14 protein-coding genes and 1 tRNA gene are annotated in these 15,458 nt (G+C 44.1%); 7 read left to right on the top strand and 8 right to left on the bottom strand.

The annotated features are described in order from the left end of the window. Window positions 1-61: 61 nt before the first annotated feature. The 4 genes from LN893_RS04725 to LN893_RS04710 form a co-directional block, all read right to left on the bottom strand. Complete coding sequence (locus LN893_RS04725) at window positions 62-943, bottom strand: ChaN family lipoprotein (RefSeq protein ID WP_229968647.1); 882 nt, start codon at window positions 941-943, stop codon at window positions 62-64. 144 nt (window positions 944-1,087) lie between these two features. Then, the gene (locus LN893_RS04720) at window positions 1,088-1,459 is read right to left on the bottom strand and encodes a hypothetical protein (RefSeq protein WP_229968646.1); all 372 of its coding nucleotides are present in this window, start codon (window positions 1,457-1,459) and stop codon (window positions 1,088-1,090) included. Window positions 1,460-1,477: 18 nt separating this feature from the next. Beyond that, complete coding sequence (locus LN893_RS04715) at window positions 1,478-2,818, bottom strand: ABC transporter permease (RefSeq protein ID WP_229968645.1); 1,341 nt, start codon at window positions 2,816-2,818, stop codon at window positions 1,478-1,480. Beyond that, the gene (locus LN893_RS04710) at window positions 2,811-3,719 is read right to left on the bottom strand and encodes an ABC transporter ATP-binding protein (RefSeq protein ID WP_229968644.1); all 909 of its coding nucleotides are present in this window, start codon (window positions 3,717-3,719) and stop codon (window positions 2,811-2,813) included. Before LN893_RS04710 ends, LN893_RS04715 begins: the two co-directional genes overlap by 8 nt. A 479-nt stretch (window positions 3,720-4,198) precedes the next feature. On the opposite strand from LN893_RS04710, the gene LN893_RS04705 reads away from it, so the two are divergent. The 4 genes from LN893_RS04705 to clpX all read left to right on the top strand — a co-directional run bounded on the left by LN893_RS04705 (window position 4,199) and on the right by clpX (window position 8,010). Then, a tRNA-Leu gene (locus LN893_RS04705) sits at window positions 4,199-4,280 on the top strand. A 74-nt stretch (window positions 4,281-4,354) separates the two neighbouring features. Beyond that, on the top strand, window positions 4,355-5,677 hold the full coding sequence (tig, locus tag LN893_RS04700) for a trigger factor (RefSeq protein WP_229968643.1): 1,323 nt from the start codon (window positions 4,355-4,357) through the stop codon (window positions 5,675-5,677). Between the two features lie 86 nt (window positions 5,678-5,763). Then, window positions 5,764-6,462 (top strand): ClpP family protease, encoded by a 699-nt coding sequence (locus tag LN893_RS04695; RefSeq protein WP_255709885.1) that lies wholly within the window; start codon window positions 5,764-5,766, stop codon window positions 6,460-6,462. Window positions 6,463-6,783: 321 nt separating this feature from the next. Further along, window positions 6,784-8,010 carry an ATP-dependent Clp protease ATP-binding subunit ClpX gene (clpX, locus tag LN893_RS04690; RefSeq protein ID WP_229968642.1) on the top strand — a complete coding sequence of 409 codons (1,227 nt, stop codon included), beginning with the start codon at window positions 6,784-6,786 and terminating at the stop codon, window positions 8,008-8,010. 584 nt (window positions 8,011-8,594) lie between these two features. Here the strand turns inward: clpX and lpxB are convergent. The 4 genes from lpxB to LN893_RS04670 all read right to left on the bottom strand — a co-directional run bounded on the left by lpxB (window position 8,595) and on the right by LN893_RS04670 (window position 12,099). After that, window positions 8,595-9,707: a lipid-A-disaccharide synthase gene (lpxB, locus tag LN893_RS04685; RefSeq protein ID WP_229968641.1), complete on the bottom strand. Its 1,113-nt coding sequence runs from the start codon at window positions 9,705-9,707 to the stop codon at window positions 8,595-8,597. Window positions 9,708-9,769: 62 nt separating this feature from the next. Then, complete coding sequence (locus LN893_RS04680; protein WP_229968640.1) at window positions 9,770-10,192, bottom strand: 6-pyruvoyl trahydropterin synthase family protein; 423 nt, start codon at window positions 10,190-10,192, stop codon at window positions 9,770-9,772. After that, on the bottom strand, window positions 10,193-11,200 hold the full coding sequence (locus tag LN893_RS04675; RefSeq protein ID WP_229968639.1) for a FecCD family ABC transporter permease: 1,008 nt from the start codon (window positions 11,198-11,200) through the stop codon (window positions 10,193-10,195). After that, a complete protein-coding gene (locus LN893_RS04670) occupies window positions 11,197-12,099 on the bottom strand; it encodes an ABC transporter substrate-binding protein (protein ID WP_229968638.1) in 903 nt (300 codons plus the stop codon). Before LN893_RS04670 ends, LN893_RS04675 begins: the two co-directional genes overlap by 4 nt. Window positions 12,100-12,182: 83 nt before the next feature. Between LN893_RS04670 and rfaD the strand changes: the two genes are divergently transcribed. From rfaD to LN893_RS04655, 3 genes are all read left to right on the top strand, one after another. Next, window positions 12,183-13,148, top strand: coding sequence for an ADP-glyceromanno-heptose 6-epimerase (gene rfaD, locus LN893_RS04665; protein WP_229968637.1), 966 nt, complete (start codon window positions 12,183-12,185; stop codon window positions 13,146-13,148). Between the two features lie 195 nt (window positions 13,149-13,343). Then, window positions 13,344-14,453, top strand: coding sequence for a helix-turn-helix domain-containing protein (locus LN893_RS20670; RefSeq protein WP_229968636.1), 1,110 nt, complete (start codon window positions 13,344-13,346; stop codon window positions 14,451-14,453). A gap of 109 nt (window positions 14,454-14,562) precedes the next feature. Then, entirely contained in the window at window positions 14,563-15,432 is an 870-nt protein-coding gene (locus LN893_RS04655) for a carboxypeptidase-like regulatory domain-containing protein (RefSeq protein WP_229968635.1), read from the top strand. Window positions 15,433-15,458: the final 26 nt, after the last annotated feature.

The following is a 15,458-nucleotide window of genomic DNA, read 5'->3' as shown; positions in this document are numbered from 1 at the left end:
TAAAAGACCAGTCCTGTAAATCCTTAAGTTGACGGCATTGGGGGCTAGGGGGTGGTTGGAATTAGTACGTCCGCGTCATGCTGGCAGACACCACTAATATAAAATCAGCTTTGGCTTTGTGTTCTTCTGACAGCTTCTCCACATCCTCCTGCTGCACGGTGCTTATAGTTGCTATTTTTAACTGTGGGTTTTGCTGCTTTAGGTACCAACCTATACCCTCAAAATTATCGGAGTGGTAGCCGCCATTCAGGTGGAGCATCTTTTTGCCGCTGCTTACCTGCAGCAGTATAAAATGAGCCATAGTGGCATCTTTCAGCGCCTGCGCCTGTACAATGTTTATGCTTTTAGTATTGCCATGTGTGCTGCCGCCAAACAGTGAAAGCATGTTCTTGTAGCCTGACAGTGTCATATCCACAGTAACAGGAAGTGGTGCTATGAAATGCTTCGCATCTTCAGAAACTGTTGCTAAGGCAGTCAGGCTACCATTAGATACCATAGCCGCATAGCGGCGGGGCACATTGGTGGCTACAAAAGGAATTTTGTTCTCCTTTGCGTATTTTACAATAGGTTTATAGTCGGTTTTGTAGTTCGGCCACGGCCTGGCCTCCTGCTCAAAATTACTTTCAGGCACCTGCCCAGCCAGGTACTCATTCAGCACCAACTGCACATCGGCTTCAAACATTTCCGCTCCAATAGCGAAATTCTGCTGATGCACCTGGTATAGATCCTTTGCTACCTCCAACTGTAGCCAATGTGCAATTGGGTCGTTATGTTGCTCTCCAAAAAGCACCAGATCTGCCTTCTGCAACTCCTGCAGCATTTTGCCATAGTTTACACCTTTTCCTTGCTTGTTGAACAGCTTGTAAGCTGGCTTTTCTTTGTCCTGGGCAGAGGTTGAGGCTGTTACTATCATCAGGAGGAGCAGGCTTAGGAACGATTTCATTTGCTGGCGTATCAAGTACAAATTAGATTATATAAAATAGAAGTGCGTTTCAATCTACCGAAATGAACAGTAAGGGAACTGAGCGACTGCCAAACTGCAAATCACTCCTATAAAGTGGCTACATTTTGCTGTCTGTAGGCTTATTTATTTCCTTTCACATGGGATTCCCCATATAATCAATTCTCTGGAATCAGTTTTAAATTTTACTCGTCTTTTATCTAGAACTTCAAAGCTTCCATTATCATAATTTTTATCAAAAAGTGCCTGCAGGTCTGGCGCCTTTTCCTGATTGAAAGTCAATTCATAGAAGTTTTCTTTGATAGTCCATTCACCAGTAAAGTTTAGTTTTTCTTCATCAATTTCAAATGCTTGAAATTCAACTTTAAAAGCCTTATTAGGCTGAAGAATCAACTTTATATCCGCAAGACTATTTCCTACACATTCGAACTCTACAGGCTGGTTGCTGCAACTTGTGAAGACAAATAACACAGATAGAAGTATGGCGAGCTTTTTCATTTTCTTGCTTATAGATAACTACACCCTATAAAACAGCCACTTCGACAGCTCCTTATAATTTACCTTCTTACCGTACATCAGGATACCTACACGATAGATACGGGCAGCCAGCCAGGTGGTCAGTATAAAACCTAGGATCAGCAGGCCCATTGAGAGCAGCAGTTCCCAGTTAGGCACACCGAACGGAATGCGTACCATCATGATAATAGGCGAAGTGAAAGGTATGATAGACATCCAGAAAGCTACGGGACCGTCAGGGTTTTGGATAACGACCGTGTAGGACATGATAAACGAGATCACCAGCGGGATGGTGATCGGGAACATAAATTGCTGCGTGTCCGTCTCATTATCTACGGCAGCGCCTATGGCTCCGAACAGGGAACCATACAGCAAGTAGCCACCCAAAAAGTAGAACAGGAAACAGCCCAGGATTAGCGGGATGTTCAGGTTACCCATCGCTTTGAAGGCAGAGGCAACCATTTCGTTAGACTCGCTTTGTTGTGCTGCATCTTCCGCGTCTACTTGCTCTTCGCCAGTAGCCGCTGCACGACCAGCCTCTACACGCTCCATTGGGGTTTGTGCTTTTATACCGAAGGCCGCCTGCACACCTGTTACCACAACTATCGATAGCACCACCCAAAGTAAAAATTGCGTTAGACCTACGGCGGCTATACCTACAATCTTGCCCATCATTAGCTGAAAAGGCTTTACAGACGAAATCATCACCTCTACAATTCGGTTCGTCTTCTCTTCTATCACGCCACGCATAATCTGCACACCGTACATAAAGATGAAGAAGTAAATCACCACAGCTCCTATAATGCCAGCACCAGAAGTTACGAAAGCGTTGTTGTCCTTCTCTCCTTCTTCACTCAAATTTACGGTCGCAATTGAGATGTTAGCCTTCATCCGTTCCAGCGCTGTTCGGTCTATACCTGAAGCCACATAGCGCTGGTTCTCTATCTCCTTCTCCAGCATATTTTCCAACCGCACCTTCGTCTGGATACTGGCGTTCTTGTTGGCGTATATTTTTATACCTTCAGGGTTGTCAAGCTCTATGGGCGGAATATAAAGCAGGGCTGTATTATCTGTTTCCTGGTAGATGGTTTTGGCCTGTTCCAGCGTACCCTGCAGCGGAATAAACTTCAGGTCGCCTTTGTTCTCTAGTTTATTTACAAATCTGCCGCTTTCATCCAGCACCATCACCACCTCATCGCTATCCGATACAGTGGCTAGCCACGCAGGTATCACCATAAAAGCAGCTAGCAGCAAGGGCGTCAGGAAAGTCATAATCAGGAAACTCTTCTTTCGCACACGGGTCAGGTACTCACGTTGTATAATCAGCCAGATCTTATTCATGGGTTTCTTTTACTTTACGGATGAAGATATCGTTTATACTTGGCACCAGCTCCACAAAGGAGTGTATCTCTACCCGATCGAGCAGGTAACGCAGCAGGTCGTTTGGCTTGGCGCCGTTCAATAATCTGATGTTGGCTCGGAAAACACCATGGTTATCGTGCTGCTCCAGCACCTCAAAATCTGGCGATAGCACCAGCAGCTGCCCATTACCTATTATCTGGAAAGTGTCAGTTTTGTAGGCATTCCTGATTTCCTTCACAGGCCCGTCCAACACTTTGCGTGAACGGTTGATGAGGGCAATATTATCGCACAGTTCTTCCACCGATTCCATACGGTGTGTTGAAAAAATGATAGAAGCTCCTTTTTCACGCAGACGCAGAATCTCGTCTTTTATCAGGTTCGCATTGATCGGGTCGAAGCCAGAGAAAGGTTCATCCAAGATAATCAGATCAGGCTCGTGCAGCACCGTGGCAATAAACTGCACCTTCTGCTGCATTCCTTTCGAGAGGTCTTCAATATTCTTGCCCAACCACTCCCGAATTTCCAAACGATCTACCCAAGCTTTTATGCGTGCAGTGGCCTCCTCTTTGCTCAGCCCTTTCAGCCTTGCCAGGTATAGCAGTTGCTCCCCCACCTTCATCTTCTTGTACAGGCCCCGCTCTTCTGGCAAATACCCCATTTCCCTGATGTGATTAGGTTTCAAACGCTCACCCTTAAAATGTATCTCTCCTGTATCAGCACCAGTTATTTGCGTAATGATACGGATTAGCGAAGTTTTGCCTGCCCCGTTTGGTCCTAATAATCCGAAGATACAACCTTGCGGAATATCGAAGCTAACGTTGCTCAGGGCAGTATGATTGGCATAGCGTTTCGAGACGCTATCTATTTTTAAGATGCTCAAAGCCTTAGACGTTGTTGTTTATCCAAAAATAGCTTTCTGAAGTGTATCCACCAACTTTATATAATTTGTGTGCTATACTTATCGACGAACTGTGTATTTAGGATGATGAAAAGGATTTATATATTGCTATTGTAGCTGCTGTTCTTCCCAAAACTTACTTACCTTTCGTTTTAGAGTTTGACAAGGTGCGCTCCAAACTCACGGGGGGACAAACTATTTTCCCCTCCAGTTGAAAAGTTAAAGTAAGTTTCTTTGTTACCGCTATCGTTCGAAACAAATACATAAAAAGTTAAAAAATTTTAGTTTCAGCCATCAATATTCCATCTTATTAATTTTCAGCGCCTTGCAACTACAAGCTACTATATTCCCTACTCTAAAAGGCAATTCCTTAAATATTTTTTAAGTTTTTTAGCAGCCAGCTATTGCAAATAAAAAACTCGTGCGTATCTTTGCACCACTATTACAAACAACAACACCACGCGGATGTGGCGAAATTGGTAGACGCACTAGACTTAGGATCTAGCGCTGCGAGGCATGGGGGTTCGAGTCCCTCCATCCGCACATAAATCACGAACCCTCAACAGAACTGTTGGGGGTTTGTTTTTACTAGAGTAGCCAACTAAAATTTAACAGCCTTGAATATTACATTAAACCAAACAGACAGCACAAATGCACAACTGAAGGTTGTACTGGAAGAAGCTGACTATGCCCCTAAAGTAGACCAACAGGTTAAAGAGTATAGCAAAAAAGCTCAGATAAAAGGTTTTAGGCCTGGCAAGGTGCCTGCTGGTCTTGTAAAGAAAATGTATGGCAAGAGCATCTTAGTAGAGCAAATCAACAAGCTGCTTCAGGACGAGATCTCTAAATACATCCGTGAGAACGATGTAAAGCTTTTAGGAGAGCCTCTTCCAGAGCCAGACCAGGAGCAAATTGACTGGGATAACCAAAAGGAGTTTGAATTTAACTACCAGGTAGGTTTATTGCCTGACTTTAACCTTCCGTTAGATAAAAGCGTAGAGGGTTACACTGTTGAGCTTGATCAAAAAACAATTGACGAGGCTTACGAGAACTTAAGACGCCAGTTTGGCCAGACCACAAACCCAGAGGCATCTGAGAAAGGTGACTTTATTTCTGGTGAGTTGAAGCAGGTAGACGGCGAGTTTCAGTCTAATACCCTTATTCCTACCAACCGTGTAGTAAAAGGTTTAGATCAATTTATTGGTGTTAAAGAAGGTGATGTAATTCGCTTTGACATCCGTAAAACATTTGGCGACGACAATGCAGCGCTGGCACACGTAACTGGCCTGAGCAAAGAAGTAACTGCCGACCTGAACGGTGAATTTGAATTTACAGTTGAAAAAATCAATCGCACTGAGCCAGCTGAGCTAAATCAAGAACTTTTTGATAAGCTTTTCGGTAAAGATGAAGTAACTACTGAGGAAGACTTCGACGCGAAGATTCGTGAGACGATTTCTGAGAACTATCAGCAAGAGGCAAATAACTTACTTAGCCGCCGTATCATGAATTCGTTGATAGATAACATTGAAGTTGAGCTTCCAACAGAGTTCTTCAAGCGTTGGCTACAGGTAACGAACGAAGGCAAACTGACGGCAGAGCAAATTGAAGAAAACTTCGATAGCTATGTACGTGAGTTGAAGTGGTCGATGATCAAGAACAAAGTAGTAGCTGAGAACGAGCTGAAAGTTACTAACGAAGAAGTGGTAAACAGCACAAAAGAGAAGATGCTGCAGCAGTTCAACATGCCTGAAGTACCAGAAGAGCTGGTAGAAAGCATTAATAACTATGCAAACCAGTTCTTGCAGCAGGATAACGGCCGCAACTACATTAACGAGTACGAGCAATTACTGGCAGAGAAAGTGCTCGAAGTACTTAAAGAAAAAGTAACTGTTGTTGAGAAAACAATCAGTTCAGAGGACTTCAGAAACATATCTGAATAACCATAAATAAAAACTAATTCATAAAAAAAGTCCTTTATTAAAAGGACTTTTTTTATTTTTGACTAAACCGTAACCCTAAACAAACTATGTTTAATAAAGACGAGTTCCGCAAATTTGCCGTGAAAGGCCAAGGGCTTAGCGGCCTGGGCGTAGACCAATACATCAACCATGTAGAAGGCAGAGCCATGCATACCATCGAAAGTATGACACGTTCTGTAATTGAGGAAAGACCTACAAACTTCCGTGAGATTGACGTATTCTCCCGCCTGATCATGGACCGTATCATCTTCCTGGGTACACAGGTAGACGATTTTATTGCTAACATTATTACAGCACAGCTTCTATTCCTAGAGTCTGCCGACGCGAAGAAAGATATCCTGCTTTACATTAACAGCCCTGGTGGTTCGGTATATGCTGGCTTGGGTATTTATGACACTATGCAGTACGTAAGCCCAGATGTAGCAACTATCTGTACTGGTTTAGCTGCCTCTATGGGTGCAGTATTACTAGCTGGTGGTGCAAAAGACAAGCGTTCTGCCCTGCCACATGCACGCATCATGATTCACCAGCCAATGGGCGGTGCACAAGGTCAGGCATCAGATATCGAGATTACAGCCCGTGAGATTTTAAAGCTGAAGAAAGAGCTATATGAAATCTTAGCTGACCATTCAGGTAAGTCTTACCAGGAGGTGTATGACAACTCTGACCGTGACTACTGGATGAAAGCCGATGAAGCAAAAGAGTACGGCCTGATTGACGAGGTACTAACTCGTAAGAAGCAATAAGGGAAAAATCACATTTAAAGCCCACCCTAAAAAGGTGGGCTTTTCCTTTTTAAGGCCATTTCCAAGCTTTTTACATCCCCTCAACAGAAGTAAATTTGCAATCTTCTGAAAAATTATCAACAGCATATTGTGGAAATTTACCAGTGCAAAGCATTATATATCAACGCATTAACCTATAATATATAAATATAAATTTTCCAATAATTGCACCTACAGCAGCCCAAATAAAGAAAATTTTATAATCTAATAACTTTTCATTTTACTATCTTTGCTTCAAGCTAAGGTTAAAAGCTTAATATATTATCTGGATCAACTACTTTTATGGCTGAAATTACTTGCTCATTTTGTGGCAAAAACAAGAAGGATGTATCGGTGATGATATCGGGCATTAACGCCCATATCTGTGACCGTTGTATCGGACAGGCGCAACAGATACTGAACGAGGAGAATAAAATACGCGCAAACAGCCGCACTCCTAAGTTCAACCTGATGAAGCCGAAGGAGATGAAAACCTACCTCGATCAGTTTGTAGTTGGCCAGGACGAGGCGAAGAAAGTTATGTCGGTGGCAGTGTACAATCACTACAAGCGACTGATGCAACATTCAGAAGAAAAAGACGAAGTGGTGATCGAGAAATCGAACATCATTATGGTGGGCGAGACAGGTACTGGTAAAACTTATCTTGCCCGTATGATGGCTGGCATCTTGCAGGTGCCTTTCTGCATTGCTGATGCAACCGTGCTTACAGAAGCTGGTTATGTAGGCGAAGACGTAGAAAGTATACTAACCCGCTTGCTGCAGGCTGCCGATTATAATGTTGAGGCTGCTGAGCGTGGCATCGTTTACATTGATGAAATTGATAAGATTGCCCGCAAAAGCGATAACCCTTCTATTACACGCGACGTGAGTGGCGAGGGTGTTCAGCAGGCACTTCTGAAGTTATTGGAAGGTACTGTAGTAAACGTTCCGCCACAGGGAGGCCGTAAGCACCCAGAGCAGAAAATGATTACAGTAAACACCGAGAACATCCTGTTTATTTGCGGTGGTGCCTTTGTTGGTATCGACAGACTGATTAAGAACAGACTGAACACTCGCCCTATCGGTTTCTCTAAATCGAAAATGGATGAGGCTGAGGAGCAGGAGAACTTCTTAAAGTACCTGACGGCACAAGACCTGAAAAACTTTGGCTTGATACCAGAACTGATTGGTCGTCTGCCAGTGGTAACACACCTCGACCCGCTTGATAAAGAAACGCTACGCTTGATATTGCTTGAACCAAAGAATTCTATCGTAAAGCAGTACAAACGTCTGTTTGAGATGGAGGATATAAAATTGAGCTTCGACGATAGCGCCCTTGACTATATTGTGGAGAAAGCAGCAGAGTATAAGCTTGGTGCCCGTGGCCTGCGCTCTATCTGCGAAGGCATTATGACGGATGCTATGTTTGAACTGCCTTCTGAAGAAGGATCTAAAGAATTGACCATTACAGGCGACTACGCCCGTGATAAATTTGAGAAATCGAGCCTGAAGCAGCTGAAGGTCGCTTAAACAGATTCACTCAAGAATATATATAAAAGGCCACCTGCAACTGAAAATGCAGGTGGCCTTTTGCTTTTTATACAGATAAGTATATTCAAAAATTAGTATCGGAAGCATCTCCTTCTGTTAATACATCTTTCGGCAACGTACGTATTAGCATTACAGAAAGGGCTACGCCAGTTAGTACAAGTGCAAGTAGTATCGATTTCATAGTTTCTTTATTGGTTAAGTATTTATAATATAGTTTTCCACATAAAGTGTGTATAAAACTATACGCAGGTCTAACCAAAAAAGTATTGCTACAAATCTGGATAGTCCTGTTCCGAACGTATAAAACTAAATGAGTGATTGCGACGGTTACGGAAAGCATTCCTCTAAACTACCTCCGCCGTTCTTGCGTGTTCTCATCATAGCCTGACGGCTATGATGAGAACACGCAAGAACGGCGGGAGAAAAACTTTACTAAGGCTAAACAGCGGGAATTTGTTGCCACTATCGCGCAAGCATCTACTTATGCTTGGTAGCTCTTACCAATTAAGTAAAGGCACAAACGGAAGCTTGCGCAAAGACATGAACAATTAAGAAAGTGTCTCCTACCTCTCCTGCAGATACACTACCATCAACTCAGCGGCACGTTCAGCAGTTCGGAAGTTGCCGATTTTCTCGCGTACTAAAGCATAACCAGCTTTCTGGTTCTTGATAAAGGTTTTGTCGAAGAGGAGTTGTTTCAGCTCTGCTGTTAGGCGCTTGGCGGTGAAATCGTCCTGGATAAGCTCCGTAACAACAGGTTTGTTGGCAATCAGGTTTACAAGCGAGATGTAAGGTACTTTAATTACCATTTTACCAATGGTATAGGAAATGGTGCTGGTTTTGTAACAAACTACCTGCGGCACACCAAACAAAGCTGTTTCTAAGGTAGCGGTACCAGAGGTTACCAACGCAGCTTCAGAGTTGGCCAGCAAATCATAGGTTTGGTCGTAGACGAAACGGATATTAGGGTCTTTGTTATACTGCTCGTAATACTCTTTGGAGAAATTAGAAACGCCTGCCACCACAAACTGGTAATCGCGGAAGTACGGGAGCACGCTTAGCATTACATCCAACATATTTTCTATCTCCTGCGCACGGCTTCCTGGCAGTATGGCAATCAGCGGTTTTCGGTTCAGCTTATTCTTTGTCCTGAAATCAGGATTTACCACGTGGTCCGTTACCGAATCGTTTACGGGGTTGCCAATGTAATCTACTTTATAGTCGAAGCGGCCATAAAATTCTTCCTCAAAAGGCATGATCACGAACATACGGTCCACAACCTTTTTGATTTTGTGCACACGTCCCTGGTTCCAAGCCCATATTTTTGGTGAGATGTAGTAGAATACTTTCAGCCCACGACTTTTGGCAAACTTAGCAATGCGCATGTTAAATCCAGCATAATCTACCAGAATCACTACATCGGGTTGAAACGCTTTTATATCGGCTTTGCACTCACTGATAAACCCGAGGATTTTAAAGAGATTGGAAATTGTTTCGGCAAACCCCATGAAAGCCAGTTCACGGTAATGCTTAACCAGTTCCATACCCGCTGCCTCCATCATATCGCCGCCCCAACCTCTTATTTCAGCCGCAGTGTCTTTCTGCCGCAGCTGCTTTATAAGGTTAGAGGCATGCAAATCTCCCGACCGCTCACCAGCTATAATATAATATTTCATGCGTTACTATCCGTTGTAGGGCTGCCCGTTAGGCTGTGGCAGGCAAATGAAAAGATTCGGTTTTATTCACCGAAGTACTCTACAAAGTTGCGAGGAGTTTCATATAACTTGAGACTGTGCAATTTTGCTTCGTTTTCTGAAAGCTCCGCAATGCGCGGCTCCAGAATTTTCCAGAATTCCATCACCAGGTTTTCGGTGCTTGCCAGCTTGCCAGCCATAAAAGGCACGTCCATGTTCAGGTTTTTGTGGTCTACCTGCTCTATCACGTGCTTACGGATAAGGGTACTCAGTTTTTTAAGGTCGATCACAAAGCCTGTATCAGGGTTTGGCTTGCCTTTTACTGTTACTATCAACTCGAAATTATGTCCGTGCCAGTTGGTATTGGCACAAGGTCCGAACACCTCTTTATTCTTCTCCTCCGACCATTTAGGGTTATACAGCTTATGTGCTGCATTGAAATGCTCTAACCTGCTTACGTAAATCATCTAAGCTCTAAAATTGTAATTCTTTCTGAACAGCAAATATACAAAGAAAGGAACACCAAAGAACGATGTAATGATTCCTATTGGTAAGCCAGCAGGCGGATAAATTATGCGGGAAAGCAAATCGCAGAGCAGCATGAACAAACCACCTACAAAAGCGCAGAACAACAAGTTAGATTTGCCTGTGGCTCCCATCAATCCTCGAGTTACGTGCGGAATAATTAGCCCCACAAAACCGACAGAGCCAGAAGTTGCCACGGCAAAGCCAGTTACCAAAGAAACAACTATCAATATAATCCAGCGGGTTCTAGCTACTTGCACCCCCAGCGCCTCTGCCCTGTCAGACCCCAGCAATAAAATATTAAGCTGCTTTTGCATAAACAGGAAAAGCAGCAGCGACAGCCCCAGCGCTACCGCAGGGTACGGCACCATGGCCCAAGTAGCCCGCTCAAAACTACCCATCGACCAAAAAATAACCGATCGGAGTTTGCTTTCGGTATCGGATAGAAAAGTAAGCAGACCAACGATAGCCGTGAGCAAAGAGCTAAGTGCAATGCCTGCAAGCAGCAGCTGCGCAGGTATCAGCTGCCCCTTGCGGTGGCCAAGCATAACCGCAGCCAGCGTAACTATAAAAGCACCTGCCAAAGCAAAAACAGGGGGCATATAAATACCTGTTATCGTTACCTCCACAAATCCGAAGAAAACAATCACGGCACCCAGCGAGGCACCCGAGGCCGTTCCTAGCAAGTATGGATCTGCGAGGCCGTTGTTCACCATGGCCTGCATCAGGTAACCGCTGAAGGCCAGCGAGGCTCCTACTACCAAAGCCAGCAGCATGCGGGGTAGCCGCAGGTGCACAATGGCATAGTGTGTGGTGTTGTCGGGGTTATAGTTGAAAATGGCCTCGGCTATAGTTGATAAGTCAGACTCGAAAGAGCCGACCTGCAGACCGAGCACCAGCACGATCAGGATTAAAACAAGGGCAAGTATAAAGTATAAAACTCTGCTCATGACGGGTACAGAAACCGCTCCAGCTCTTTGATAGATGCTACCACACGAGGTGTGGCCCTGGACATTAAATCTGCTGTGGGCTTATAGATGCGCTTGTTCTGGTAGGCTTTTATTTTGCGCAGCTCAGGATAAATGCTGAAGAAGTTTTTCTCCATCTCCTCAGGCGTTCCTCCCAGCAGCACATCAGGGTTGCTTTTGAGTATAGCCTCCCGCGACATGGCTTCATAGGTTTCTTCCACGGCATTCTCGGCTCCTAAAATGCGCAGTTTATCGCTGATGACGGTGCTGTGGCCGTAGACATAAATCGGGTCGTAGTTCACAACGGCCAACACTTTTAGCGGCTGCTCCTTGTTTTTGTGCCGCGCTTCTATCTGCGCTACCTCCTGCCGCAGCGAATCAGCCACCTGCTTTGCCTGCTGCTCCCGCCCAACAATACGGCCAATATCTTCCAGACCAGAAAAAATATCCTCCACGGTTCTGTACTTCTGATAATACACAGGCACGCCCAGTTCCTCTAATCTTGCGGCCACTTCTAAAGGTGTGATGCCTTCTGTGGTAAAAATCAGATCAGGCTTTAGCTGCAGCACCCGCTCCATATCCACAGGATAGTTGTTTACAACTGGTTTAGACAGAGCCGCTGCAGGATAATCGCAGTTTTGGGTGCGGCCAACGATTGAAGCGGTATCACACACGGCAAAAAGCATTTCCGTCATAGACGAGGCCAGCGCCAGCACCCGCTGCGGCTGATGCGGCAGCTGTATCTTTCGGCCTAAGTCATCTTCAATAGTTATACTTGCCGTTTGCTGCTCGTTGGTTTTCTCCGTGCTACAGGCACATAATAGCAGTAAAAGCGTAATAAGAACGGAGCAGGAAGTATGACGGTAGATCAGTTTCTTCATTTATCTGAGAAGCGCTGGAAAGTACGGCTTCATTTTATTTTCGTAAATTTAACCAAAATTCGGAAAGGCTTAATTACATACCTATGATCGTAGTAACTGGTGCCGCAGGTTTTATTCCAAGCTGCCTTGTCAGCCGACTAAACCAGGCGAACTTTAACCATATAGTAGTGGTGGATAATTTTTCTGTCGCTAAAAAAGAAAACAACCTAAAAGGCAAAAAAATAAAGGAGTTTGTAGACCGTGACAACTTTTTTGACTGGCTGGATAAGAACTATGAAGAGGTAGAGTTTATCTTCCACCTGGGCGCCCGCACCGACACCACCGAGTTTAACAAGGATGTGTTCGACATGCTGAACCTAAACTACTCTAAGAAAGTATGGAACTCCTGCTGCGAATATCAAATTCCGCTGGTGTATGCATCCTCTGCGGCTACTTACGGCTCTGGTACCCTGGGCTACGACGATGAGGAAGCGTTGATTCCGATGCTGCAGCCGCTGAACCCATACGGCGATTCTAAAAATGATTTCGATAAGTGGGCGTTGGAGCAAACGGCAAAGCCTTTTTTCTGGGCTGGCCTGAAGTTCTTTAACGTATATGGCCCGAACGAGTACCACAAAGGCAGAATGGCTTCGGTTATTTTTCATACATACAACCAGATCAAAGAGAAAGGCAGCATGACGCTGTTCCGCTCGCATAACCCTAAGTATGCCGATGGAGAACAGATGCGCGACTTTGTGTATGTAAAGGATGTAGTGGATGTGTGTATGTTCCTGATGCACCACCGCAAGAACTCAGGCATCTATAACCTTGGCTCAGGCAAGGCCCGCACCTTTATGGCGCTTGCCTTAAATACCTTTGATGCCATGGGTGTAACGCCCGATATCGACTTTATGGACACGCCACTTAGCATTCGGGATAACTACCAATACTTTACCGAAGCCAACATGAGCAAACTCCGCTCTATCGGCTATGACAAACCTTTTTATACGTTAGAAGAGGGCGTAAAGGATTATGTGCAGAATTACCTGATTCCTGGGAAGTACTACTAGTTTAAATTATGAATTAGGAATGCTGAAATATGAATGGAGGTTTATAGTTTGGCAACCATAAGTTAAAGGCCTCTAACATAGCTACGTTAGAGGCCTTCTGATTTGCTGTTGGTGCACGCAAATATTTGGTTCGAATGCTTTATCTTTACTATATAAAGCAATCTTTTTCAGATAAAGTTTTACATCCAAGTTATAGTGCAACTAACATTTCTCTCCATAAGCGATTTGCTTATTTTCTTTCAGGGTATGCTGTTGGGGCTGCTCTTTCTCAGCAACCCTAAAGGTAAGCGCTACGCAAATCTGCTGCTGGGTTTGTTTATCCTGGTTTTCAACTTCAGCTCTCTGCACAGCTTTTTCTTAAACTCTGGCTTAGTTTACCAGCACCTGTGGCTTTTAGGCTTTCCGTCGCTGTTCCTGTTTTGGTATGGACCTTTGCTTTACTTTTATACAGCTTCTCTTGTCAAAAAAGACTTTACCTGGAAACGTGCTTATGCCTGGTATTTTGCGCCAGCCTTAGCAGAACTGCTCATCAACTTTATACTCCTAGGCTTAGGAGGAGAGAAATTAGGTAAATTGGCTTCAACAGAAGGTTTTGCCTGGGGAGCAGCTACCCATAGTTTTATAGCCAGTTTATTCTCCATCTACTTTGTTTTTCGCTCCATTCAGTTAGTAAATCAAACTTCAACCGCCAGCAGTTTTTCAACTATAAAAAAGAAATGGCTGAAGTATATCCTGCGCTACTTCCTGATTCGCTTCGCCTTTTGGTCTTTTTATTTTGCTGTTGTTTTGCTTTATGCCTGGAACTACGATGTAGCACAGTATACGAAAAACGTAGTCTTGTTTTTTAACTCAATGGATTTTCTAGCCATCTTCTGCATCAGCTTCTTCAGCTTTCGGCATATGCACGAAATTCATGAAAAGGAAAAAGAAGCTGGCTATATGTTAAGTGCAGCACAGGAGGAGCTATACTTCGATAAACTGCTTGTGCTGATGCAACAGGAAAAGCTGTACAGGAAAGGAGACCTTAAGATGAGCGATGTAGCCGAACGCCTGAAGACAAACGTAAAGTACATCTCCCAATTGATAAAGCTACGCACTAACAGCAACTTCACCGCTTTCATCAACTCCTATCGAGTAGAAGAGGTGAAGTACCGTATGGTAGATGAACAGTATCGGCACCTGACCATAGCTGCCATTGCCGAAGAAAGTGGCTTCAACTCCAAAACAACCTTTAACAGAGTGTTCAAAGCTGTGACAGGAACTTCGCCCAAAGACTTCATCGCGCAGTACCAGTCGCAGCTTTAGTTGGTACTAATTTCTGAAAATGGGCCTTCTTGAGCAGCTGAACAATATTTTTTAGGACTTCCTTCCTCTAGCTTTGCCTCTGGTTACAGGAACAAATCTGAAGGCAATTATGAAGTTTTTAATCTTAGTAGTGGCAGGCTACCTCTTCTTTCCTGCTGCATTATTCAGTCAAGGAAACGAGCTCGTTTTAAAAGGTAAAGTTGTAGACCAAGCCTATTATCAGGCTATTCCTTATGCTAGTATAGGTGTGAAAGATAAAGATGTGGGTACCGTTACGAACGAAAAAGGAGAGTTTACTTTATCAGTAAAACAAGAAAATGCGCAGGACACGTTGGTGCTGTCGATGATCGGCTATAAAAAGCGACATTATACTGTGGATGCACTTGCCCAGGCACTCCGTTCCAGTTCTATACTCACCTTAGAAGCTGCAACACTAGACTTAAAAGAGGTTGAAATAGCGGGCAACAGGCTTCAAACAAAAAGCTTGGGCAACGAAGCCACTCCTTCAGGTGTAGGTATGACGCCCTTTAAGTTCAGTAATTTAGGCAACGAGATTGGGTTGCTCTGCAAAGTGAAAGACCAGCCGACTTACCTGGAGGAGTTTCATGTGGATATCTTTCTGAATGACTACGACACCCTTTTCTTTAGGCTGAACATTTACACTTTAACAGATGGTTTGCCCGACGAAAACATCCAGCATGAGCCTATATACCTAAAATTTACAGGCAAAAAAGGCAAAGCAAGTGTAGACCTGAAGCCTTACAACCTTATGGTAAATGAAGATTTTGTAGTCAGTCTGGAGTATGTGAAGGAGCTGCGAAAAATAGACATGACCAGAAAAGAGCAATCAGGTTTATACTTCGGAGCTAAAAAAGTTTTTGGAGGAACGGTTTATACCAGAAGCTCCAGCCAGGGAAAATGGATTGTAAGCAAGAGCGGCCTGTTTGCACCCAAGATGGAAATAGTGGTAAAAAGTTAAAGCTTTCAATCAAAGATGATTTGTTT

Origin of the sequence: Pontibacter harenae, from assembly GCF_020907245.1 — a bacterium.
GTDB lineage: Bacteria > Bacteroidota > Bacteroidia > Cytophagales > Hymenobacteraceae > Pontibacter > Pontibacter harenae.
The sequence above is the reverse complement of the archived record's forward strand: the minus strand, read 5'-3'. Positions and strand labels throughout refer to the sequence as shown.